This window comes from Streptomyces sp. PA03-5A (assembly GCF_033792725.1).
Classification (GTDB): Bacteria; Actinomycetota; Actinomycetes; order Streptomycetales; family Streptomycetaceae; genus Actinacidiphila.
The window spans coordinates 311,110-333,565 of sequence record NZ_JARAVL010000003.1 but is presented as its reverse complement, the minus strand read 5'-3'; the positions used below and the strand labels follow the sequence as shown (position 1 = coordinate 333,565).

Sequence of the window (22,456 nt, the reverse complement as noted above, 5' to 3'; positions counted from 1 at the left end):
CTTGTTCGACGCCCCGCTCGCGCACTCCAGCACGATTCGACACCGCAGGGCCAGGGCCTGCGAAGACGTCCGGCGCCTGGCCCACCGAGTCAACGTCGCGCGCTCATCGTCGGTCAGCACCAACTCGGCCTTCGGCCGTCCCGTCCTCGCCATCCGCCCATCATGACGAACCACCACCGACTTACGCAGCGAAACAACGACTCAGGACACTAGGCGGTGTCGTCAAATGGGCGCCGGCCGCCCGCAGGGCGGGCTCGGCGGCGTCTGGTGCGGTGCATCGCAAGGCGGAGAGTCGTCCTCGTAGTGGGTTACTCGGACGAATCGACAACGCAGCGTGGGGGCACCCCCGGCCGAAGGCTGGGGGAGTGCCGTACCAGGCGTCGCCGAGCAGGCGGGCATTTGACGACACGGCCTAGGTGCATCGACCCGGCGGCGCTCACAGCGGCTCGCCCTCCAGCCGGCCGGCGGGGAGCCGGCGCCCGCACATCGCCAGGGCCAGGTCCTCGCCGGTGCCCCGCAGTTCCGGGCCGGAACCGTACGACCAGTCCTGGTCGGTGGCCCGCAGCAGCCGGCCCTCGACGGCGACGCCGAAGTGCGCGTGCCCACCGCCCGCGGTGAGGTCGTCGAGGAGGATGCCGAGGGTCTCCCCCGGGACGCGGCGCCCCGTGCCGAGCGGCACGGTGATGTCCAGCCCGTGGATCACCACGTGGTTGAGCGCGCCGTGGGCACCGCCGCCCGGGGGCTGCCACCGCCCCATCACCTCGGAGCGCAGACAGCCGACCAGTTCCCCGGTGGGCAGTGCGCCGTCCCGCTCGGCGACGGCGTCGGACAGCCGGGTGAAGTCGAAGCCGTGCTCGGCGAGGAGCGCCATGAACGCCTCCTGCGAGTAGCGCGCCGCCATCGTCATGTGCGCCACGACCTCGCGCACCCGCCAGCCCTCGCAGAGCGAGGGGGTGTCCCACCACGCGGCGGGGGCCCCGTCGAGCAGGTCGGCCAGGTCCCTGAACTCGGCCGCGACGGCGGCCTGCACCTGCGTGTCGTCGGTCATCGCTGTCGTACCCCTTCGTCGCGTGCCGCGGGCGGCTCCCCGCACGGAACAAGACCGCCCGCGCGCACCGGAGTCATCGGTTCGCGCCGCAGTCATCGACGGGCGTCGTCCACGTCGCCGGGGGCGAGCAGTTCCAGCTCGGTGGTGAGGTTGCGCCGGGCGGTGGCCTCCCAGCGCCCGTACGCCTCCGGCGTGTGGAAGAGCCGGGGCAGCCGCAGGAGCTGGCGCAGGACGTCGGCGCGGCCGGCGCGGAAGGCGTCGTCGGGGACGAAGCCGTACTCCTCGCGAACGGCGGCCGCGTACTCGGCGTAGGCGGTGGGGTCGCCGGCGAGGACGGCCAGGTCGGCGTCGCTGAGGACCTCGCCGTCCCGGTCGCCCTCGGCGGGATGGTGGGTGACGGTGAGCCGGACCAGGCGGGCGACCTCGGCGGTGATCGCGTCCGGGACCCCGGCCTCGGGGAGCGCGCGTTCGGCGAGCCGGGCGCTGCGCTCCTCGTTCTCCGAGCGGTCGGGCCGGTAGACGGCGTCGTGGAACCAGGCGGCGAGCAGCACGGCGTCCGGGTCCTCGGCGTGCCCGGCGAGGGCCTCGACGTGGTCGAGGACGGCGGTGAGGTGGGTGGTGGTGTGGTAGCGGCGGTGCGGCTCGGCCCAGCGGGCGATCAGGTCCTTGCCGTACGGCACCGGGTCGACGGACTCCGTCTGGCAGCGGCGCAGCAGGTCGCACCAGCGGGCGAGGAGGGCGGAGCCGGTTTCGGGTGCGGTGTCAGCCATGAAGGTCATTGTGCGGTACGGGGGGTCGCGGGCACCTGCGGGCATGTGACACCCTAGAGATATGTCTAGACCAATTTTCGAAGTGATCGCGCTCGACGCCGACGACGCCCTCGCGGCCCGGACGGGCGGCGCGGACCGCCTCGAACTGGTCACGGACATGGCCGCGGACGGCCTGACGCCGTCCCGGGAGACCTTCGCCGCCGTCCGGGCCGCGGTGGACATCCCGGTCCGGGTGATGCTGCGGGCCCGCGCCGACTTCGCCGTGGGCGGCACCCGCGAGACGGACGCGCTCTGCGCCGCCGCCGCGGCGCTGCGCGGCGAGGGCGCCGACGAGTTCGTGCTCGGGTTCCTCGACGCGTCGGGCGCGCCGGACCTGGCCGCCGTGCGCCTGCTGGTCGACGCGATCGGTTCCGGTGCCCGCTGGACCTTCCACCGTGCCATCGACCACTCCGCCGACCGGGAGGGCGTGCGCTCGGCGGTGCGCGGGCTGCCCGGGCTGGACACCTTCCTCACGGCGGGCTCCGCGCGCGGGGTGGACGCCGGGCTCGGCCATCTGCTGGCGGAGGCGGGCCGTCCCGGCGAGCCCCAGCTCATGGTGGGCGGCGGGCTCCGCGCGGAGCACCTGCCGCGGCTGCTCGCGGGCGGCATCGACGCCTTCCACGTCGGGGGCGCGGTCCGCCCCGGCGGCTGGGCCGGGCCGGTCGACGCCGAGGCGGTGCGCACCTGGCGCGATCTGCTCGACGCACCGGTCGCCGTCCCGTGACCCGGGCGGCAGCCGGAAACGCCCGAGGGCGGTACCCCGCGTGGGGTACCGCCCTCGGTCTTCTGCCGTGGTGCGGAGTCCTGATCCCGGAGGATCAGAAGTCCATGTCACCGCCGGGCATGCCGCCGCCGGCCGGCGCAGCGGCCTTCTCCGGCTTGTCGGCGATGACGGCCTCGGTGGTGAGGAAGAGCGCGGCGATGGAGGCCGCGTTCTGCAGCGCGGAGCGCGTGACCTTGGCGGGGTCGATGATGCCCTCGCCGATCAGGTCGACGTACTCGCCCGTGGCGGCGTTGAGGCCGTGGCCCGGGGTCAGGTTGCGCACCTTCTCCACCACGACGCCACCCTCGAGGCCGGCGTTGACGGCGATCTGCTTCAGCGGGGCCTCCAGGGCCAGCTTCACGATCGCGGCACCGGTGGCCTCGTCGCCGTCGAGCTCGAGCTTCTCGAAGACGTTGGACGCCTGGAGCAGGGCCACGCCACCACCGGCGACGATGCCCTCCTCGACGGCGGCCTTGGCGTTGCGCACCGCGTCCTCGATGCGGTGCTTGCGCTCCTTGAGCTCGACCTCGGTGGCGGCACCGGCCTTGATGACGGCCACGCCGCCGGCCAGCTTCGCCAGACGCTCCTGGAGCTTCTCGCGGTCGTAGTCCGAGTCGCTGTTCTCGATCTCGGCACGGATCTGGTTGACGCGGCCCTGGATCTGGTCCTGGTCGCCGGCGCCGTCCACGATCGTGGTCTCGTCCTTGGTGACGACGACCTTGCGGGCGCGGCCGAGCAGGTCGAGACCGGCGTTCTCCAGCTTGAGGCCGACCTCCTCGGAGATGACGGTGCCACCGGTGAGGATGGCGATGTCACCGAGCATGGCCTTGCGGCGGTCGCCGAAGCCCGGGGCCTTGACCGCGACGGACTTGAAGGTGCCGCGGATCTTGTTGACGACCAGGGTCGACAGCGCCTCGCCGTCGACGTCCTCGGCGATGATCAGCAGCGGCTTGCCGGACTGCATGACCTTCTCCAGCAGCGGGAGCAGGTCCTTGACCGAGGAGATCTTGGAGTTGACGATCAGGATGTACGGGTCGTCGAAGGACGTCTCCATACGCTCCAGGTCGGTGGCGAAGTACGCCGAGATGTAGCCCTTGTCGAAGCGCATGCCCTCGGTGAGCTCCAGCTCCAGACCGAAGGTCTGGGACTCCTCGACGGTGATGACGCCTTCCTTGCCGACCTTGTCCATCGCCTCGGCGATGAGCTCGCCGATCTGCGGGTCGGCGGCGGAGATGGAGGCGGTGGAGGCGATCTGCTCCTTGGTCTCCACGTCCTTCGCCTGCTCCAGCAGGGCGGCGGAGACGGCCTCGACGGCCTTCTCGATGCCGCGCTTGAGCGCCATCGGGTTGGCGCCGGCGGCGACGTTGCGCAGGCCCTCGCGGACCAGCGCCTGGGCGAGGACGGTCGCGGTCGTCGTGCCGTCACCGGCGACGTCGTCCGTCTTCTTCGCGACCTCCTTGACCAGCTCGGCGCCGATCTTCTCGTACGGGTCCTCGAGCTCGATCTCCTTGGCGATGGACACACCATCGTTGGTGATCGTGGGGGCGCCCCACTTCTTCTCGAGGACGACGTTGCGGCCCTTGGGGCCAAGGGTGACCTTGACGGCGTCGGCGAGCTGGTTCATCCCGCGCTCGAGACCGCGCCGTGCCTCCTCGTCGAACGCGATGATCTTGGCCATGTGAAGTGGTCCTCCCGGACTTGGGGTCCCCCCGCGGCACAGGGCTGCGGGGAAGGATTACTCCAGGACCGTGCCGGCGCCCGCGACGGACGGCCTGCCCTCCCGCCGGTTCCTTTACGACGGTCGAGCGGGCCTCACCCACTCGGTCCTTTGTCACTCTCAACGTCAGAGTGCTAACGCCAATGATTAGCACTCGCCCCAGGAGAGTGCAAGCCGCTTGGCCGGGGTCGTGGACAACCTGCAGGTCGGGTCCGCGGCCGCCCCGGGCAGCACGAAGGCCCGCCCCCGTGCGGGGGCGGGCCTCGACGCGTACGTTTGAGCGGCCGTACGCGAAAGTGCTCCGTGGCCGATGCGCGGCGCGTCAGCCGGCTGCGAGACGGACCATGTCCGCCTGCGGCCCCTTCTGGCCCTGCGAGATCTCGAACTCGACCCGCTGACCTTCCTCGAGGGTGCGGTAGCCGTCCATCTGGATCGCGCTGTAGTGCACGAAGACGTCCGCACCACCGTCGACCGCGATGAAGCCGTAGCCCTTCTCCGCGTTGAACCACTTGACGGTGCCCTGAGCCATTCCTAACTCCCCTATTGCTGGCCCTTCGCAGACCCGCACCTCGCGGACCCGGGTCAGACCTCACCCCCTACAGCCAAGGGGGCGTGCGCCGGAACGCGTCGACCGCGGCTGAATGTATCTGCCCGGACGCTGTCTGCAACAGGTCAATCGGACGAGAATTCCGGGCACAGAGAATCGGAAAAAGAGCCTGATCGGCGAATAATCCAGGGCAACTCGGACCGGACATAAGCGGCCAACGCGACAAACGCGACGTGAATTTGGCGATAAATCGTCGACAAGGCCACCCCGGGGAAGAGGGGTTGCGCAGAGCGTTGCAGGGAGTTGCGAGCCGTCGGGGGCAACTGTACAGGCCTTCAACTACCGCTCCGCACACAGGGGGTGCCGGGTGGTCCCCGGCACCCCCTGTCGCCCGCGGGCCGTGCGGCTCAGCAGCCTCCGGCGACCGCCGGGATGATCGAGACGGACGCGCCCTCGCCCACCGTGGTCTGCAGACCCTCGGAGAAGCGGACGTCGTCGTCGTTGACGTAGACGTTCACGAAACGGCGCAGCTTGCCCGTGTCGTCCAGGACCCGCGCGGAGATGCCGGGGTGGCTCTGCTCCAGCGAGTCGATGACCTCGGCCAGGGTGCCGCCCTCGGCGGGGACCTCGGCACGGCCGCCGGTATAGGTGCGGAGGATGGTCGGGATGCGGACGGTAGCGCTCATGATGCTGGGTTCACCTTCAGTCTGGGTCGGCCGGTGCGGTCGGGGTCAGCCCGCCAGGCCGGCGGCGCGGAACGCGTCGAGGCTCGGGCGGATGGTGGCCGTGGGGCGGGAGGTCGGTGCGACGGCGTCCAGCGTCTTGAGGCCGTCGCCGGTGTTGAGGACGACGGTCTCACCGGCCGGGTCGAGCTGCCCGTTCTCGATGAGCTTGCGCAGCACGCCGACCGTCACGCCGCCGGCCGTCTCGGCGAAGATCCCCTCGGTCCGGGCGAGCAGCTTGATGGCGTCCACCACCTGCTCGTCGGTGACGTCCTCGACGGCGCCGCCCGTACGGCGGGCGATGTCCAGCACGTACGGGCCGTCGGCCGGGTTGCCGATGGCCAGCGACTTGGCGATCGTGTTCGGCTTCTGCGGGCGCACCACGTCGTGGCCGGCCTTGAAGGCGGTCGAGACCGGGGAGCAGCCCTCGGCCTGCGCCCCGTAGATGCGGTAGGGCTTCTCCGCCACCAGGCCGAGCTTGATCAGCTCCCGCAGCCCCTTGTCGATCTTCGTCAGCTGCGAGCCCGAGGCGATCGGGATGACGATGTTGTCCGGCAGGCGCCAGCCCAGCTGCTCGCAGATCTCGTACGCGAGCGTCTTGGAGCCCTCGCCGTAGTAGGGGCGCAAGTTGACGTTGACGAAGCCCCAGCCCTCGCCGATCGGGTCGCCGATCAGCTCGCTGCAGAAGCGGTTGACGTCGTCGTAGGTGCCCTCGATGCCGACCAGCTCGCCGCCGTAGACCGCGGCCATGACGACCTTGCCCTCCTCCAGGTCGTGCGGGATGAACACGCACGAGCGGAAGCCGGCCCGGGCGGCCGCGGCGCCCACGGCGCCGGCCAGGTTGCCGGTGGAGGAGCAGGACAGGGTGGTGAGGCCGAAGGTGCGGGCGGCCTCCAGGGCGATGGCGACGACCCGGTCCTTGAAGGAGTGGGTCGGGTTGCCGGAGTCGTCCTTGATGTGCAGGCCGCCGGTGACGCCCAGTTCGCGGGCGAGGTTGTCCGCCTTGACCAGCTTGGTGAAGCCCGGGTTGAGGTTGGGCTTGGAGGCCACGTCCGCGGGGACGGGCAGCAGCGGCGCGTAGCGCCAGATGTTGTCCGGCCCGGACTCGATCCGCTTGCGGAGGGTCTCGGGGTCGCCGCCCGGGAGGTCGTACGCCACTTCGAGCGGCCCGAAACAGACCTCGCAGGCGAAGATGGGTTCCAGCGGGAAACGCTCACCGCACTCGCGGCAGGAGAGCGCGGACGCGGGGCCGAAGGCGGAATCGGTGGACGCGGGTGCAACGGTCTGCGCAGCCATGTCAGGCGAGGCCCTTTCTCCTCATCTTCCTCACGGCGCATTTCGCCGCGAGACGGAATTGGCACCTTCCCCACCTGGACCTCGCGGTCGGCGGGAGGGTTGCCGGGGCTTCAACGGGCCGTTCCCTCTGCCCCTCTGGATGAGCGGTATGGCACCGGGCGCAGGGCCCGGGCGTTTGTCGGACGGGGCGCGATCACCGCGGACATACGATGGTCATGCCTCGTGTTCAAGACTGTAACCGACGACCTCGAACCTGGTCATGGGCCGTCCGTCCTGCGAGACGGGCAGAAACGGAGCAACCCGGTGCTCGACGAGGTGGCCGGCTGGCTGCAGCGGCGGTCCTGGACCGCCGACCACAGGCCCCTGCCGCAACTGCTCGCCGCCAAGCGCGCCGCGGGCGCGCGCGGCACGGTCAGCGTCGTGCTGCCCGCCCTCGACGAGGAGGCCACGGTCGGGGCGATCGTCGGGACGATCCGCCGCGAGCTGATGAGCGAGGCGGTGCCGCTGGTCGACGAACTCGTCGTGCTGGACTCCGGGTCGACCGACCGCACGGCCGAGGTCGCCGCGGCCGCGGGCGCGGTCGTCGTCCACCGGGACGAGGTGCTCCCGCGGCTGCCCGCGCTGCCCGGCAAGGGCGAGGTCCTGTGGCGCTCGCTGCTCGTGACGCGCGGGGAGATCGTCTGCTTCGTCGACTCCGACCTGCGCGAGTTCGACGCGCGGTTCGTGTCGGGGATCGTCGGGCCGCTGCTCACGGACCCGGACGTGCAGCTGGTCAAGGCGATGTACGACCGGCCCCTGGAGACCGGCGGCACGGTGGTCCCGGCCGGCGGGGGCCGGGTGACGGAGCTGGTCGCGCGGCCGCTGCTCAACCTGCACTGGCCGCAGCTGGCGGGTTTCGTCCAGCCGCTGGGCGGCGAGTACGCGGCGCGCCGCTCGCTGCTGGAGCGGCTGCCGTTCCCCGTCGGGTACGGGGTCGAGCTCGGGCTGCTGGTGGACGCGCTCAACACGGTCGGGCTCGACGCGCTGGCCCAGGTCGACGTGGGGGTCCGGCACCACCGGCACCAGGACGGCCAGGCACTGGGCCGCATGGCCGCGGCGATCTACCGGACGGCGCAGATCCGCTTGGCCCGGGGCCATCTCGTGCGACCCGTCCTCACGCAGTTCGACCGCTCCCCGGACGGCGGTTTCGAGCCCCGCGTCCACGAGGTCGCGACGGATGAGCGTCCCCCGATGCGGACGGTCCCCGAATACGCCCACCGCGCGGTGGCGTGACGTTGTAAGCCGGTTGCGGGCAGTCGTCCCCGCTGGGCGGGACGGGTGGGCGCACCCCACCCGCCGGCGTGCACACGCCGACGCAACCCGCGGTACCGCACAGGTGCGGCGCCGTGGCCAGGTTGTGCCCACCCTCCCCCAGCTCCGCTGGGGGTGCCCCCACGCCTGGCGGCGGACCGCCTGCCCACAACCTGGCTGGAACCCCCGGCTGGGCTAGCTCGTACGTTTGCGGTCGGGGATGCGTGGCTAGGCTGGCCGCATGGTCGCATCGCATGCCGCGCGCGTACTGGTCGCGTCCAACCGCGGCCCCGTGTCGTACAGCCTCCGCGAGGACGGCACGCTCACCGCCCGCCGCGGCGGCGGCGGACTCGTGTCGGGCCTGAGCGCGATCGGGCCGGACGCGGACGCCGTCTGGGTCTGCGCGGCGCTCGGCGAGGGGGACCGGGCCGCCGTCCTGCGCAGTTCCGGGGGCACGGGCCGGCTGCCCACCGCCGACACCGGCGGCCAGCACGTACGGATGCTGGACATCCCGGCGGACACCTTCGCGTCGGCCTACAACGGCATCGCCAACTCGGTGCTGTGGTTCATCCACCACATGCTGTTCCAGACCCCGCTGGAACCCGTCTTCGACGAGGACTTCCGCGAGCAGTGGGCGGCGTACGTGGCGTACAACGCCGCCTTCGCCGACGCGCTGGCCGAGGAGGCGGGCCAGGGCGCGGCCGTCCTCGTGCAGGACTACCACCTGGCGCTGGTGCCGCAGCTGCTCCGCTCGCGCCGCCCCGACCTGCGCATCGGCCACTTCTCGCACACCCCGTGGGCCCCGCCGGACTACTTCCGCCTGCTGCCCGACGACGTCGCCGCGGAGGTGCTGAGCGGCATCCTCGGCGCCGACCGGGCCGGCTTCCTGACCCGGCGCTGGGCGGACGCCTTCGCCGCGTGCTGCGCCGACGTGCTGGGCGCCTCCGTCATCCGTGACGAGGGCAGCCTCACGATCACCCACAAGGGCCGCACCACGCGGATCGGGGTGCACGGCCTCGGCGCGGACGCCGACTTCCTGCGGGAGCGGGCGCACCAGCCGGACGTGGACGAGCGCCTGGCGTCGCTGCAGGAGGCCGTGGGCGGTCCGGACCGCAAGGTCATCGTGCGCGTGGACCGCACCGAGCTGTCGAAGAACATCATCCGCGGCCTGCTCGCGTACGCGCAGCTGCTGCGCGACCACCCCGAATGGCAGGGGCGCGTGGTGCACATCGCCTTCGCCTACCCCTCCCGTCACGACCTGGCCGTCTACCGGGAGTACACGGACGAGGTCTCCGACCTGGCCGAGGAGATCAACGAGGAGTTCGCCACGCCGGGCTGGCAGCCGGTGGTCCTGCACGTCAAGGACGACTTCGCGCGCTCCCTGGCCGCCTACCGCCTGGCGGACGTCGCGCTGGTCAACCCGATCCGCGACGGCATGAACCTGGTGGCCAAGGAGATCCCGGTCGTCTCGGACGACGGCGTGGCGCTGGTGCTCTCCCGCGAGGCGGGGGCGTACGAGGAGCTGGCCGACGACGCGTTCGTGGTCAACCCGTACGACATCCGGGCCACGGCCAACGCCCTCCACCAGGCGCTGTCCGTCTCGCACGGCGAACGGGCCGAGGCCACCAAGCGACTCACGGCGGCCTCGACGGCGCTCCCCCCGCAGCAGTGGTTCCTGGACCAGCTGCGGGCGCTGGGCTAGGAACGTGAGCGCGCCCGCCGGCTGATCCCCAGCCGGATGCGTCCGGCGGTCGTGCCCAGGGCGAGGTAGGTCTCCACCTCCGGCAGCGGCGCGCGGCGGGCGAGCGGGTCCAGCCCCACGACGAGCGCGACCGGTCCGCCGCCCGCGACGAAGGCGGACCACCGGTCCCCGGCCGCGACCTCCAGCAGCGGGCCGCCGTCCGGGCCGCGCACCGTGGCCCGCCCGGGACGCGGGACGGCGATCCGCTCACCGAGCTCCGGCAGCCGCCGCCCGGGCTCGGCGAGCCCGAGGAGCGCGGCGAGTTCCGCCGTCCCGCTCCCGTGCGGATGCGCCAGCAGCAGGAACGCCACCGGCCCGAACGCCGTGTCGTCCAGCCAGGTCCACGAGGCGGGCCTCACCGCAGCACCACCCACACCTGCTTGCCGTCGGGGGTCGGCCGCACGCCCCACCGGTGCGCCGCCGCCGCGATCAGGTGCAGGCCGCGCCCGCGTTCGGCCGCCCAGTCCGGCGGCCCGGGGGCCGGGACCGGCAGGACGGGGGAGCGGTCGCTGACCGTGGCCCGCACGCCGTCCGCGGCCAGGTCGTCCAGGGTCAGCTCGCACTCGGGGGATCCCGCGTGCCGGTGCACGTTGGCGAGTATCTCCGTGACGCACAGCGCGGCGGCGGACGCCAGGTCCTCGCGCCCCCAGGCGCGGAGCTGTTCGCGTACGGCCCGGCGGACCTCGGCGATGCGGGCGGGCTCGGCGACGACGCGCATCGCCGCCGCGGGTGGAGATTCCTGCGTCATGGGTCCAACGGTTCCGTGCCGTGGCTAGCCTGACCAGGGCGGACCTGACCCCGGATCAGTTGTGTCGGGACCGGTCCGCGGCTGTGTACGGCGTGTGTACCGGGGAGGTGGTGCCGTGTCCGCGAAGGGCGAGGGCTCGGCCAGCATGCGGATGTTCGGTTCCGTGGCACGGTCCCTGCGGGAGGCCCGTGGGGTGTCGACCGACGAACTGGCCGCGCACGTCGGCTATTCGAAGTCGCTGGTGGTCAAGATCGAGCGCGGCGAGCGGATGCCGCCGCCGGCGTTCGTGGAGCGGGCGGGAACCCTGCTGGACGACGGCGGCGGGGTGCTGCGGTCCGCGGCGCGTCATCTCGAACGGGCCGAGTTCCCCTCCTGGTTCGAGGAGTACGCGGAGCTGGAGCGCGCGGTGGTGAGCCTCTACACCTACGACACTCACGTCATCAACGGCCTTCTGCAGACCGAGGAGTACGCCCGCGTGGTGCTCGGCGCCTACTGTCCGACCCTGGAGACGGAGGAGGTCGAGCGCCGGGTGCGGGCCCGGCTGGCCCGGCAGGCGCTGCTGACCCGTGCCCCCGCGCCGCAGCTCGCCTTCGTCATCGAGGAGTGGGTGCTGCGGCGTCCGGTCGGCGGACGGGCGGTGCACCGGCGCCAGTTGGAACGGCTGGTGGAGGCCGCGGCGCTGCGCCACGTCACGGTCCAGGTGATGCCGCTCTCCCATGAGGCCCACGCGGGCTTCGACGGACCGATGCACCTGCTGGAGACCCACGATCTGCGGCTGCTCGCCTATCTCGAAGTCCAGGGCCGCAGCGTGCTGGCGGACGGCCGGGACGAGGTCAGCAAACTCCACCAGCGCTATGCGATGATCCGCTCACAGGCCCTCAGCGTGGGGGACTCCGCCAGAGTGATCGAGCAGATTGCGGGGGAGCTATGACGTCCCAACTCGCCTGGTTCACGAGCAGTTACAGCGGCAGCGAGGGCGGTGCCTGCGTCGAGGTGGCCCATGCCCCGGGCGCCGTGCACGTACGGGACTCCAAGGACCCCGCCGGACCCGCGCTCGCCTTCACCGGCGAGGCGTGGACGGCGTTCGTCTCCTTCGTCGCCGACAACACCGGGACACCGGTAGAGTAATCGGCCGATCACCCTTTGTGCCCAGCGCATGAAGCGGCCCCCAGTGGTGCGCCAACACCGGCCGGGGGCCTACACCTACGAGGCTTGATCCGAAGGAGCCCCGCAAATGATCCGCCATGCTATCCCGCCGACCCGTTTCTTCTCCCAGACGCCGAACGACCTCATCCGCCATCCGCGCCTGAACGGCACCGCCGTACGGCTGCTGCAGTGGGCGCTCTCCCTGCCGGAGGGGTCCCGGGAGACCCTGCAGTCCATCGGCGAGAAGATGCCCGAGGGACGCATCGCCCTGCGTCGGGCCCGGCAGCAGCTGGAGGCGGAGGGCTATGTGCACACCCGCCGCACGCAGAGCCGCGAGACCGGCCGCTGGACCACCCAGGTGCTCGTCTCCAACGTGCCGCTGCGCGACCCCGCGGAGATCGAGGCGGCCTTCGCGGCGCCGAGCGGCAGCCTCCCGACCGCCGGTGCGCCGTCCGTACGGGCCGTCGGCGCATCCCCCAAGGGGGAGAACAGGGAGGAGAACACCTCCCACCCCGGACCCCCCGCCGACGAGCCGCTGGTCGCCCGCGCGGCGGCCGCGCTGCACCGCCTCGGGCGGCGGGAGGCCAGGCTCGCCCTGGGCGTCGCCGAGGCGGCCCGGCTGGCCCCGCTCGCCGCCCGCTGGCTGACACACGGCGCGAGCGAGCTGGAGCTGGGCACCGCCCTGTCCTCCGGGCTGCCGCCCGCCGTGCACTCCCCCGCCGGCTTCATCGCCCGGCGCCTGCGCGACAAGCTCCCCGCACCGCGCCCCGCCCGCGACCCCGCCGCCCCTGCGGCCCCGCTCCCCGAATGCCCCGGCTGCGGCGACCCGCTGCCCCCTGGCCGTACCGGCCCCTGCCCGCCCTGCTCCACCGCCGCCCCCGCATCCGACGCCCCGTCGGGTGCTCCGCGCGGCGCCTCGCTGGTCCGCGCGGGCATCGTGCGGCAGCGGCCACACGTGAAGCCCCGGGCGGTCACCGGCGTCATCTGAGGCCCGTTCCTGCATGCTGACCGAGCGTCGCACCGCCGCTCCGTCAGATCGTCGAGCGGGCACCGTTCATCCTCTTTGGTCACCCAAAGTGCGGAACACCTCGCACAAGGTGACGATGAGCGCAATCGCTTCGACCCGGAGCGAGCTCCTTCCGTCATCTTCGAAGGCAGAGAGATGAACATACGAGCGAAGAAGACCATGTCCGGTCGACCCCGTCATAAGGTGCTTTGGGGTGTCGCCGGAGCCATGACGGTCGCCGCAGCGGTCGTCACGACCACCGCATTCGCCGGTCCCACCCACGCCTCCGCCACCGCGCGCACCGCCGCGGTCGCCGACGACGCCGCCTCGAACCCCGTCCAGGGCGGCGGCAACCGGGACAACTTCGGGCGGCTGAGGACCGCCGAGTTCCTGGGTGTCCTCTCCACCGTGCCCTCGGGCGCCACGCAGACCGTCTCGGCGCGCTGCCCCTCGCGCACCGAGGTCACCGGCGGCGGCTTCGTCCTCAGCAACAGCGACCTGAGCGTGCTGACGAGCCAGCGGTCCGGCAACGGCTGGACGGTCACCGTCCGGAACAGGAACGGCATGACCACCCCCATCCCCACCGCCCGCGCCGTCGTGGAGTGCGCAGCGATCGTCCGCGACAACAACAACTGGTGACCCGACCCCCTACATGTGCCACCGCCCCGGCCCCCGTCGCACAGGAACGGGGGACCGGGGCGGGCCGTGCGCGACCGGGCGCGACCGGGCGTCAGGAGCGCTTGCCCGCCGCCTCCGCGAGGGAGAGGACCGCAACGCCGAGGACGAGCAGGAGGACGCACACGTAGATCTCGTAACCGTCCAGGAAGCCGATCCGGTGGGTCAGCGCCCACAGACGGAACCAGCCGCCGGTGAGCTCGTAGGCGATGCCGCCGATGCCCTGGGAGAGCAGCACGAAGCCGAGGAAGCCGAGGAAACCCTTCATGCCACGAGGCTAGGGAGCCCGCGCCCGCGCGGGCTGTCGGCGAAAGTCGCCGATCGCGCGGGGGCTGTCGTCCGAAAGTCTCGACTTGGGGCGCGGGGGTGGTGCCGGCGCCCCGGGACCGTACATTCGGGAACATGCGACGCGTACGGAAGGGCATCGTCGCCGACATCGCGGTCTTCCTCGGTGCGGCGGCCTTCTCCGTGCTGTCCGTGGACGGGGTGGGTGCCCCGGTCGGGGCCGTCGAGCAGGCGGTCAGCGCGGCCGCGTGCGCGGCGCTCTTCCTGCGGCGGCGGTGGCCGGTGCAGCTGGCGGTGGTGCTGCTGGTGACCGGGTGGTTCGCGCACCTGGTCGGCGGCCCGACCGCGGTGGCGGTCTTCACCGCGGCGGCGCACCGGCCGCTGCGCACGACGGCCTGGGTGGCGGCCCTGGCGTTCGCTCCGCTGCCGCTGTTCGTGGCGCGGGGGCCCGACCCGGACCTGCCGGAGACCGGCTCGGCGACGACCTTCTTCGTGATCATGGCGGGCTCGATTGGCTGGGGGCTCTACGTGCGCTCCCGGCGCCAGTTGCTGGCCTCGTACGCCGAGCGCGGACGGCGGCAGGCGCGCGAGGAGATCGCCCGGGAGATGCACGACGTGCTGGCGCACCGGCTGTCGCTGCTGAGCGTCCACGCGGGAGCGCTGGAGTTCCACCCGGGGGCGTCCCCCGCGGAGATCGAGCGGGCCGCCGGGGTGATCCGGGAGAGCGCGCACCAGGCGCTGGACGACCTGCGCGGCATCATCGGCGTCCTGCGCGAGCCGGACGGTTCCGGTACGGCGGACGGCGCGGGCGGACGGCCGCAGCCCACGCTGGCGGACCTGCCGCGGCTGGTCGAGGAGTCCCGGGACGCCGGGATGCGGATCGTGCTGGAAGCGGACGACGACGCCGTGGCGGCGGCGCCCGCCGCCTCGGGGCGCACGGCGTACCGGATCGTGCAGGAAGCGCTGACCAACGCACGCAAGCACGCCCCCGGCACGGAGGTGACCGTGCGGCTCGCCGGCGGTCCGGCGCGGGGGCTGACCGTCGAGGTCAGCAACCCGGTGCCGGCCGCGGCGGCCGTGGTGCCGGCCATCCCCGGCGCCGGGCAGGGGCTGATCGGGCTGACGGAGCGGGCCTCGCTCGCCGGGGGCGACCTGGAGCACGGCCGGGCCGGCGGGGACTTCCGGCTGCGCGCCTGGCTACCGTGGGCGGCGTGACGATGGTGCGGCTGCTGCTGGTGGACGACGACCCGCTGGTGCGGGCCGGGCTGCGGATGATGCTGGGCGGGGCGCCGGACGTCGAGGTCGTCGCCGAGGCGGCGGACGGCGGCGAGGTGGCGGCCCTGGTCCAGGAGCACTCCCCCGACGTGGTGCTGATGGACATCCGCATGCCCGTCGTGGACGGCCTCGCGGCCACCGAGGCGCTGCGGGCGCGGCCGGGCGCGCCCGAGGTGATCGTGCTGACCACCTTCAACACCGACGAGCACGTGCTGCGGGCGCTGCGCGCGGGCGCGGCGGGCTTCGTCCTGAAGGACACGGCGCCGCGCGAGATCGTCGAGGCGGTACGGAAGGTGGCGGCCGGCGAACCGGTGCTGTCCCCGGCGGTGACACGGCAGTTGATCGCCCAGGTCGCCGAATCCGGCGCCGGAGGAAGGGGCGCGCGGGCCACCGCACGGCGCAGGCTCGCGTCGCTGGGCGAGCGGGAGCACGAGGTGGCCCTCGCCATCGGGGAGGGCCGGTCCAACGCGGACATCGCGGCCGGGCTCCACATGAGCGTGCCGACGGTGAAGACCCACGTCTCCCGCATCCTCGGCAAGCTCGGCCTGAACAACCGGGTCCAGATCGCCCTCCTCGTCCACGACGCGGACGCCACGGGCCGGGGCTGACCGGGCGGAGGCCCCCGGGCTGTCTAGGGTGCGGTCATCAGTACGCGCGCACCCGCGCACCTGCGCACCCGCACGGCCCGGCAGAGAGCGAGAGCCACCGCATGACCACCGGCACCTCCAGGACCGTCCTGATCACCGGCACCTCCTCAGGCATCGGCCTGGCCACCGCCGTGGCCGCCGCCCGTGCCGGCTGGAACGTCGTCGCGACCATGCGCGACCCCGGGAAGGCGGACGCCCTCCGCAAGGCCGCGGCCGGGGCGGGGGTCGCCGAACACGTCCACGTGAAGCGGCTGGACGTGACCGACGCCCGGCTGGTCGCCGCGGTGGTGGAGGACGTCGTCGTGGAGTCCGGCGGCCTGGACGCGGTGGTCAACAACGCCGGCGCCGGGCACGTCGGCACGATCGAGCTGGAGACGGTCGCGGACGTCCGCGCCACGATGGAGGTCAACTTCTTCGGCGTCGTCGAGGTCACCAAGGCCGCGATGCCCCACCTGCGCGCCTCCGGCGGGCGGCTGGTCACCGTCACCAGCGTGGGCGGCGTCGTGGGGCAGCCCTTCAACGAGGCCTACTGCGCCGCGAAGTTCGCGGTCGAGGGCTACATGGAGGCGCTCGCGCCCGTGGCGGCCGCGGTTGGGGTCACCGTGAGCGTCGTCGAACCGGGCGCGGTCGGCAGCGAGTTCGTCGCCAACCTCGGCATCGACATCCCCGCGTACGCGGCGGCCGCGGGCCCCTACCGGCCCGCGTTCACCCACTACCTCGACCGGACCACGCAGGCGTTCACGGCCGCCCAGACCATCGACGAGGCCGCGGCGCCCATCGTCGAGGTGCTCGGCGCCGAGCGGCCGCCCTTCCGCGTCCAGACCTCCCCGCGGGCCCGGGAGTTCACGGGCGTGAAGCTCGCGGACCTCGACGGGTCCGCGGTTCAGTCGCTGACCGGCGGCTGGCTCTCGGACCCGTCCTGACCGTCCCGCTCCTCCAGGGCGTCCGCGAGGGCGTCGACGAGCGCCACGACGCCCTCCGGGCCGTCCACGACGAGGTCGGCCCGGGCGGCCAGTTCGGCCACCTCCGCGCTGCCGCTGCACACCAGCACACCGGGCAGGCCGTCGGCACGCCGCTTCTCCACGGCCCCGAAGGCGGCCAGGTCGCCCAGGTCGTCACCGGCGTACAGCACGGGACCGGCGCCGACCTCCCGCAGGTAGTCGTTGAGGGCCACGCCCTTGTCCATGCCAGGCGGCCGCAGCTCCAGCACCATCCGGCCCGGCTCCACGATCAGCCCGTGCCGGTCCGCCAGATCGCGCAGCGGTCCGCTCAGCGCCTCGAACGCGGCCTGCGGATCCTCCGTGCGGCGCGTGTGGACGGCCACGGCGCGGCCCTTGTCCTCCACCCACGTGCCGTGCCACGCCCCGATCGCGTCCAGCACGCCCGGCAGCTCCGCGCGCACCGCGTTGACCCCGGGGTGCGCGCCGGGCGCCTTGACCTCGCCGGAACGGGCGTCCCACCGCTCGGCGCCGTAGTGGCCCAGCACGACCATGTGCTCCAGGGCCGGCACGCCGGCGAAGCCCCCGTACCGCACGGCCACGCCCGCGGGACGGCCCGTCACGACTACGACGGACCCGATCCGCGGCGCCAGCCGGGCCAGTGCGGCGGCCGCGCGGGGATGCGCCCGCGCGGCGTCCGGATCCGGCACGATCGGCGCCAGCGTCCCGTCGAAGTCCAGGGCCAGCACGGCCCTGCGGGGCTCCGCGAGCAGTGCGGCCAGGCCGTCCTTGCCCTCGGGCGTCGTGGGTACCGGCAGTTCGTCCCTGCGGCTGCGGCTCATGCCCCCGACCATACCGACCCCTGCGGGGGGCATGCCCGGCGTACGGAAGCATCCCGCTTCCGGCGGTGTTCTCCGCCCCCGCCCGCGGGTCCGCCGCGCCTGCGGCGGGCGGTCTCCCCACCCGAACCCCGGACCACCGGTCACCGGCAGGGACGCCCATCTCACTGCCGGAAGGACGGGCGCGGACTGGTGGTGTCCGCCGCGGATCCACCGCTCCTGCGCGGCTCTCCCACCGCCGCCCGAACCCCGGACACCCGGTCACCGGCGGGGGCATCCATCGCGCCACCGCGCGGGGCGGGCGTCAGCGGGTGGTGCGGTGGGTGTCGCGGGTGCGGCGGAGGCGGTTGACCGTGACGGGGTCGTGCGCGAGGGCGCGGGGGTCGTCGAGGAGGGCGTTGAGGAGCTGGTAGTAGCGCGTGGGGGAGATGCCGAGGCGTTCGCGGACGGCGCGTTCCTTCGCGCCGGGTCCGGCCCACGTGCGGCGGGCGATGTCGAGGACGGCGCGGTCCTGCTCCGTCAGCCCGTCCGCGGGGGCGTCCGCCCCGGTCTCGTCCCGTTCCATCCGACCACCATATCCGCGCCCCGCCCGGCGGATGCGCCGGGTGTCCCTCCGGTCACACGGAGTCCCGACACCGACCCCCCTCATGAGGTCTACACCACTCGGGGTTCGCGCCCGCGACCCCGCCCGGCGCCCGTTCGCACGCGGCACGCGATCTCTTTCGACGAGTGGACTAGACCTTTTGCGGGGTCCCGCGCGACACTGTCCCCCGTGAGACACGTCATCGCCCTCGATGTGGGCGGCACCGGCATGAAGGCCGCCCTGGTCGCGGCGGACGGCACGCTGCTGCACGAGGCACGCCGCCCGACCGGCCGGGAGCGCGGCCCGGGTGCCGTGGTCGACTCCGTGCTCGACTTCGCCGCGGACCTTCGTACCTACGGCGAAAGCGCTTACGGCGAGCCCGCCGCCGCGGCCGGCGTCGCCGTGCCCGGGCTGGTCGACGAGCGGGCCGGCATCGCGGTCTACTCCGCGAACCTCGGCTGGCGCGACGCGCCCCTGCGCGACCTGCTCACCCGCCGCCTCGACGGCACCCCCGTCGCCCTCGGCCACGACGTGCGCGCCGGCGGCCTCGCCGAGGGCCGGCTGGGCGCGGGGCGGGGCGCCGAGCGCTTCCTGTTCGTGGCGCTGGGCACCGGCATCGCCGGGGCGATCGGCATCGAGGGCCGTGTCGAGGCCACCGAGCTCGGGCACGTCGTCGTCCGCCCCGGCGGCCCGGTCTGCGGCTGCGGCCAGCGGGGCTGCCTGGAGACGGCTGCCTCCGCCGCCGCCGTGGCCCGCGCCTGGGAGGCCGCGGGCGGGAGCCCGGACGCCGGGGCCGCCGGCTGCGCCGCCGCCGTCGAGGCGGGCGACCCCCGCGCGGCGGCCGTGTGGGACGAGGTCGTCGCCGCCCTCGCCGACGGCCTGGTCACCGGGATCACCCTGATGACCCCGGGAACACTGATCGTCGGCGGCGGGCTCGCCGAGGCCGGCGACACCCTCTTCGCACCGCTGCGGGCCGCCGTCGAGCGGCGGCTGACCTTCCAGCAACTCCCCCTCATCGTGCCGGCGGCCCTCGGGGACACCGCCGGATGCCTGGGCGCAGGGCTGCTCGCCTGGGATCTTCTCTCCGTGGAGGTGACCGCTTGACTGCGGCAACTAGCGTGCTGACCGGTGCCCGTGTGGTGCTGCCGGACGGCGTGGTCGAGGACGGCCGGCTGACCGTCGAGGGCCGCTCGATCGTCGCGAACGACCCGCTCCAGGCGTCCACCCGCGACCTGGCCGGACACTGGATCGTCCCCGGCTTCGTCGACATCCACGTGCACGGCGGCGGCGGCGCGTCCTTCTCCTCCGGTGACGCCGAGGCCGTCCTCACCGGCGTCGCCACCCACCGGCGGCACGGCACCACCACCCTGCTCGCCTCGACGGTCACCGGGGACCTCGACGACCTGTCCCGGCAGGCCGCGCTGCTGTCCGAACTGGTCGAGCAGGGCGACCTGGCCGGCATCCACTTCGAGGGGCCGTTCATCTCCCCGCACCGGCGCGGCGCGCACAAGCCCTCGCTGCTGCGCGACCCGCACCCCTCGGACGTCCGCAAGCTGCTCGATGCCGCCCGCGGAACCGCGCGCATGGTGACCCTCGCCCCCGAACTGCCCGGCGGGCTCGACTCGGTGCGGCTGCTGGCCGAGCACGGCGTCATCGCCGCCGTCGGCCACACCGACGCCGCGTACGAGGCCACCCTGCAGGCCGTCGAGGCGGGCGCGACCGTGGCGACGCACCTGTTCAACGCCATGCCCGCGCTGCTGCACCGCGCACCCGGCCCGATCGCCGCGCTGCTGGAGGACGAGCGGGTCACCGTCGAGCTCATCAACGACGGCGTCCACCTGCACCCGGCCGTCCTGGAGATGGCGTTCCGCAGCGCCGGGGCCGACCGGGTCGCCTTCATCACCGACGCCATGGACGCGGCCGGCTTCGGCGACGGCCGCTACCTGCTGGGCCCGATGGAGGTCGACGTCGTCGACGGCGTCGCCCGGCTCGTCGAGGGCGGCTCCATCGCGGGTTCCACGCTGACCCTGGACACCGCGTTCAAGCGGGCGGTGACCGTGGACAGGCTGCCCGTCGGCGACGCCGTGCGCGCGCTGAGCGCCAACCCGGCGCGACTGCTGGGCGCCTACGACCGGATCGGCTCCCTGGAGCCGGGCAAGGACGCCGACCTGGTGGTCCTGGACGCGTCGTTCGACCTCGTGGGCGTGATGCGGAAGGGCAGCTGGGTCGTCGAGCCCTGACGGACCCCAAGGCGGCGGGGTCTGTGCCTCCGGGCGTTCCTTTGGCATGATCCCTTCCCATCGCACACGCTGTTCGAAGGGATCATGCGGTGATCGTCACCGTCACGCTGAACGCCGCCATCGACGTGACCTACCGCGTCCCCCGGCTGCGGCCGCACACCACCCACCGGGTGTCGGAGGCCGCGGAACGTCCCGGCGGCAAGGGGCTGAACGTCGCCCGCGTCCTCGCCGCGCTCGGCCACGAGGCCGTCGCGACCGGCTTCGCGGGCGGCGCGTCCGGTGACCGGCTGCGGGCCTACCTGACGGGGATCGACGGCGTCACGGACGCCCTCGTGCCCACCTCCGGCAGCACCCGGCGGACGGTGGGCGTCGTGGACGAGTCGGGCGGCGACACCACGATGTTCAACGAGCCCGGCCCGACGATCACCTCGCAGGAGTGGGCGGCCTTCCTCTGTACGTACCGCACGTTCCTGGACGGCGGCGCGGCGCGCGCCGTGGCGCTGTGCGGCAGCCTCCCGCCGGGACTGCCGGTCGGCTGCTACGCCGAACTCGTGCGGGACGCCCGCGCCGCGGGCGTCCCGGTGCTGCTGGACACCAGCGGTGAGCCGCTGCGGCGCGGCCTGGCCGCCCGGCCCGATCTGGTCAAGCCCAACGCCGCCGAACTGACCGGGCTCACCGGCGCGACGGAGCCCATGCGCGCCGCCCGTGACGCCCGCCGCCGCGGCGCCCGCGCCGTCGCCGCCTCGCTCGGCCCCGACGGCATGCTCGCCCTCGCCGAGGACGGCACCGTGTGGACCGCCCGGCCGCCGGCGCCCCTCCCCGGCAATCCCGCCGGCGCCGGCGACTCCGCCGTCGCCGCCCTGCTCTCCGGGCTCGTCGAGGGCCTCGACTGGCCGCGGCGCCTGGCCCGCGCCGTCGCCCTCTCGGCGGCCACCGTGGCGGCACCGGTGGCGGGCGAGTTCGACCGCGGGGTGTACGAGGACCTGCTGGGGCGGGTCGAGGTGCTGTGCTCGGAGGAGACGGGGCGTTAGCCCTTGTGCTCGCCCTGCTCGACCGAGACCTGGTCGAGGTAGTAGTTGCACTGGTTGCCCGCCTCGCAGGACAGGGCCACCGTGTTCTCGCCCTGCTTCAGCCGGATGTAGCTGTAGGACTTGGTCCAGCCGCCCTCGTAGTCACCAGGCTTGGCGTGCGCGAAGTTCCGCAGGCTCATGGGCCGCTGCTGCTTCTCGCCGTTGACGGTGATCGTGGCGTTCCCGTCGGCGCCCGGCACGCTGTATTCCACGAACAGCGTGTACGCGCCGTCCTCGGGAACGGAGAAGTTCCACGTGGCGGAGGCACCCACGGACTCCATCCCGGCGACGTACTTGCCGTCGGCACCCTTGCCGCCGGAGACGCCGGTGGCGATCGTGGCACCGCCGGCCAGCTTCAGGGTGGCCGCGTCCACGACTCCCGGAACGGTCGCGCTCGCCGAGGCCGAAGGCTCGCCGGAGCTGTCGTCCTTGCCGCCGTCGCTGCTCGCGGTCGGCGTGGAGCCGCCGCCCGCCTGCGGGGTCTTGTCGTCACCGCCCGCCATGGCGACGCCGATGCCGATCGCGACGGCGGCGACCACGGCGACGGCGCCGATCAGCAGGCCCTTGCTGTTGGGGCCGCCGGCACGCGGGGACGCGGCGCGCCGGCCGCCGCCGCCGGCCGGTCCCGACGGGCCTGCGGGGCCCTGGGGGCCCTGGGGGAACTGCTGGGTCGCCTGTGCCTGCTGGGGCTGCGGCTGACCGTAGGAGGGCGCCTGCTGGCCGTACGCGGGCTGCTGCTGCGGGTAGCCGTAGCCGCCCTGCTGCGGCTGCTGCTGGCGCCGCTCACCGACCCGCTGCACCTGGTTGTACGAGGTGCGGGGCACACCGGGCTGGGCAGCAGCCGCCTGACCCGGCTCCTCGCCGTCCTGGCGGTACAGGTACGCGAAGGGGTCGTCACTCCCGGGCTCGGGGGCACCGTTGTTGCCGGCCGTCATCCGCTCTTCACCTTCCACTGCCTGTCACTTGCACAGCACCTGTCAGTACCGGGCCATCCGGCAATAGGCGTACGCTCACGCGGTGGCCGAATGTTCATGATCGATTCATCCGCGGCCGTCACGGGCGGACACACCT

The 22,456-nt window shown here is 73.5% G+C and carries 25 protein-coding genes and 1 riboswitch; of the genes, 13 read left to right on the top strand and 12 right to left on the bottom strand.

Annotation, left to right across the window (positions count from 1 at the left end; all coding sequences use genetic code 11):
• Positions 1-436: 436 nt before the first annotated feature.
• Together PV410_RS05925 and PV410_RS05920 are read right to left on the bottom strand one after the other, a co-directional pair.
• Positions 437-1,048, bottom strand: a complete 612-nt coding sequence (locus tag PV410_RS05925; RefSeq protein WP_500322757.1) for a maleylpyruvate isomerase family mycothiol-dependent enzyme — start codon at positions 1,046-1,048, stop codon at positions 437-439.
• Positions 1,049-1,140: 92 nt separating this feature from the next.
• Positions 1,141-1,827: an HD domain-containing protein gene (locus tag PV410_RS05920; protein ID WP_500322767.1), complete on the bottom strand. Its 687-nt coding sequence runs from the start codon at positions 1,825-1,827 to the stop codon at positions 1,141-1,143.
• A 52-nt stretch (positions 1,828-1,879) separates the two neighbouring features.
• Between PV410_RS05920 and PV410_RS05915 the strand changes: the two genes are divergently transcribed.
• The gene (locus tag PV410_RS05915; protein WP_500322756.1) at positions 1,880-2,581 is read left to right on the top strand and encodes a copper homeostasis protein CutC; all 702 of its coding nucleotides are present in this window, start codon (positions 1,880-1,882) and stop codon (positions 2,579-2,581) included.
• Positions 2,582-2,675: 94 nt separating this feature from the next.
• Here PV410_RS05915 and groL read toward each other — a convergent pair whose 3' ends face one another.
• From groL to thrC, 4 genes are all read right to left on the bottom strand, one after another.
• Positions 2,676-4,298, bottom strand: coding sequence for a chaperonin GroEL (gene groL / locus PV410_RS05910; RefSeq protein WP_499512491.1), 1,623 nt, complete (start codon positions 4,296-4,298; stop codon positions 2,676-2,678).
• 361 nt (positions 4,299-4,659) lie between these two features.
• Complete coding sequence (locus tag PV410_RS05905; protein WP_005486335.1) at positions 4,660-4,866, bottom strand: cold-shock protein; 207 nt, start codon at positions 4,864-4,866, stop codon at positions 4,660-4,662.
• A 425-nt stretch (positions 4,867-5,291) separates the two neighbouring features.
• A complete protein-coding gene (locus PV410_RS05900) occupies positions 5,292-5,570 on the bottom strand; it encodes a ubiquitin-like small modifier protein 1 (RefSeq protein WP_500322755.1) in 279 nt (92 codons plus the stop codon).
• 45 nt (positions 5,571-5,615) lie between these two features.
• Positions 5,616-6,902: a threonine synthase gene (gene thrC / locus PV410_RS05895; RefSeq protein ID WP_500322754.1), complete on the bottom strand. Its 1,287-nt coding sequence runs from the start codon at positions 6,900-6,902 to the stop codon at positions 5,616-5,618.
• 18 nt (positions 6,903-6,920) lie between these two features.
• Positions 6,921-7,048: riboswitch (SAM riboswitch) on the bottom strand.
• A gap of 157 nt (positions 7,049-7,205) precedes the next feature.
• Between thrC and PV410_RS05890 the strand changes: the two genes are divergently transcribed.
• Together PV410_RS05890 and PV410_RS05885 are read left to right on the top strand one after the other, a co-directional pair.
• On the top strand, positions 7,206-8,174 hold the full coding sequence (locus PV410_RS05890) for a glucosyl-3-phosphoglycerate synthase (protein WP_499516871.1): 969 nt from the start codon (positions 7,206-7,208) through the stop codon (positions 8,172-8,174).
• 259 nt (positions 8,175-8,433) lie between these two features.
• A complete protein-coding gene (locus tag PV410_RS05885; protein WP_500322753.1) occupies positions 8,434-9,894 on the top strand; it encodes an alpha,alpha-trehalose-phosphate synthase (UDP-forming) in 1,461 nt (486 codons plus the stop codon).
• Here PV410_RS05885 and PV410_RS05880 read toward each other — a convergent pair.
• Positions 9,891-10,292, bottom strand: coding sequence for a hypothetical protein (locus tag PV410_RS05880; protein ID WP_500322751.1), 402 nt, complete (start codon positions 10,290-10,292; stop codon positions 9,891-9,893). The two genes, PV410_RS05885 and PV410_RS05880, sit on opposite strands and share 4 nt — an antisense overlap.
• On the bottom strand, positions 10,289-10,681 hold the full coding sequence (locus PV410_RS05875) for an ATP-binding protein (protein ID WP_500322750.1): 393 nt from the start codon (positions 10,679-10,681) through the stop codon (positions 10,289-10,291). The genes PV410_RS05880 and PV410_RS05875 overlap by 4 nt, the downstream gene beginning before the upstream one ends.
• A gap of 115 nt (positions 10,682-10,796) precedes the next feature.
• On the opposite strand from PV410_RS05875, the gene PV410_RS05870 reads away from it, so the two are divergent.
• The 4 genes from PV410_RS05870 to PV410_RS05855 all read left to right on the top strand — a co-directional run bounded on the left by PV410_RS05870 (position 10,797) and on the right by PV410_RS05855 (position 13,472).
• Complete coding sequence (locus PV410_RS05870) at positions 10,797-11,612, top strand: helix-turn-helix domain-containing protein (RefSeq protein WP_500322749.1); 816 nt, start codon at positions 10,797-10,799, stop codon at positions 11,610-11,612.
• Positions 11,609-11,809 (top strand): DUF397 domain-containing protein, encoded by a 201-nt coding sequence (locus PV410_RS05865; RefSeq protein ID WP_499512497.1) that lies wholly within the window; start codon positions 11,609-11,611, stop codon positions 11,807-11,809. Before PV410_RS05870 ends, PV410_RS05865 begins: the two co-directional genes overlap by 4 nt.
• Before the next feature lie 106 nt (positions 11,810-11,915).
• On the top strand, positions 11,916-12,815 hold the full coding sequence (locus PV410_RS05860) for a hypothetical protein (RefSeq protein ID WP_500322747.1): 900 nt from the start codon (positions 11,916-11,918) through the stop codon (positions 12,813-12,815).
• A gap of 246 nt (positions 12,816-13,061) precedes the next feature.
• Positions 13,062-13,472, top strand: a complete 411-nt coding sequence (locus tag PV410_RS05855; RefSeq protein ID WP_500322746.1) for a hypothetical protein — start codon at positions 13,062-13,064, stop codon at positions 13,470-13,472.
• 91 nt (positions 13,473-13,563) lie between these two features.
• Here PV410_RS05855 and PV410_RS05850 read toward each other — a convergent pair whose 3' ends face one another.
• Complete coding sequence (locus PV410_RS05850) at positions 13,564-13,776, bottom strand: hypothetical protein (protein ID WP_500322745.1); 213 nt, start codon at positions 13,774-13,776, stop codon at positions 13,564-13,566.
• A gap of 134 nt (positions 13,777-13,910) precedes the next feature.
• Between PV410_RS05850 and PV410_RS05845 the strand changes: the two genes are divergently transcribed.
• From PV410_RS05845 to PV410_RS05835, 3 genes are all read left to right on the top strand, one after another.
• Positions 13,911-15,008: a sensor histidine kinase gene (locus PV410_RS05845; protein WP_500322743.1), complete on the top strand. Its 1,098-nt coding sequence runs from the start codon at positions 13,911-13,913 to the stop codon at positions 15,006-15,008.
• Positions 15,009-15,010: 2 nt separating this feature from the next.
• Positions 15,011-15,676 (top strand): response regulator transcription factor, encoded by a 666-nt coding sequence (locus tag PV410_RS05840; RefSeq protein ID WP_500322765.1) that lies wholly within the window; start codon positions 15,011-15,013, stop codon positions 15,674-15,676.
• Positions 15,677-15,777: 101 nt separating this feature from the next.
• Positions 15,778-16,638 (top strand): SDR family NAD(P)-dependent oxidoreductase, encoded by an 861-nt coding sequence (locus PV410_RS05835; protein ID WP_500322742.1) that lies wholly within the window; start codon positions 15,778-15,780, stop codon positions 16,636-16,638.
• Here PV410_RS05835 and otsB read toward each other — a convergent pair.
• Together otsB and PV410_RS05825 are read right to left on the bottom strand one after the other, a co-directional pair.
• Complete coding sequence (gene otsB, locus PV410_RS05830; protein WP_500322741.1) at positions 16,599-17,495, bottom strand: trehalose-phosphatase; 897 nt, start codon at positions 17,493-17,495, stop codon at positions 16,599-16,601. The genes PV410_RS05835 and otsB overlap by 40 nt on opposite strands.
• 301 nt (positions 17,496-17,796) lie before the next feature.
• Positions 17,797-18,057, bottom strand: coding sequence for a DUF3263 domain-containing protein (locus tag PV410_RS05825; protein ID WP_499512503.1), 261 nt, complete (start codon positions 18,055-18,057; stop codon positions 17,797-17,799).
• A 207-nt stretch (positions 18,058-18,264) separates the two neighbouring features.
• Here PV410_RS05825 and PV410_RS05820 point away from each other — a divergent pair, with 207 nt between their 5' ends.
• From PV410_RS05820 to PV410_RS05810, 3 genes are all read left to right on the top strand, one after another.
• Positions 18,265-19,179, top strand: a complete 915-nt coding sequence (locus PV410_RS05820) for an ROK family protein (RefSeq protein ID WP_500322740.1) — start codon at positions 18,265-18,267, stop codon at positions 19,177-19,179.
• Positions 19,122-20,315 (top strand): N-acetylglucosamine-6-phosphate deacetylase, encoded by a 1,194-nt coding sequence (gene nagA, locus PV410_RS05815; protein WP_500322738.1) that lies wholly within the window; start codon positions 19,122-19,124, stop codon positions 20,313-20,315. The genes PV410_RS05820 and nagA overlap by 58 nt, the downstream gene beginning before the upstream one ends.
• A gap of 89 nt (positions 20,316-20,404) precedes the next feature.
• Positions 20,405-21,346, top strand: a complete 942-nt coding sequence (locus tag PV410_RS05810) for a 1-phosphofructokinase family hexose kinase (protein WP_500322737.1) — start codon at positions 20,405-20,407, stop codon at positions 21,344-21,346.
• Here the strand turns inward: PV410_RS05810 and PV410_RS05805 are convergent.
• Positions 21,343-22,320: a carbohydrate-binding protein gene (locus PV410_RS05805; RefSeq protein WP_500322736.1), complete on the bottom strand. Its 978-nt coding sequence runs from the start codon at positions 22,318-22,320 to the stop codon at positions 21,343-21,345. The genes PV410_RS05810 and PV410_RS05805 overlap by 4 nt on opposite strands.
• Positions 22,321-22,456 lie beyond the last annotated feature (136 nt).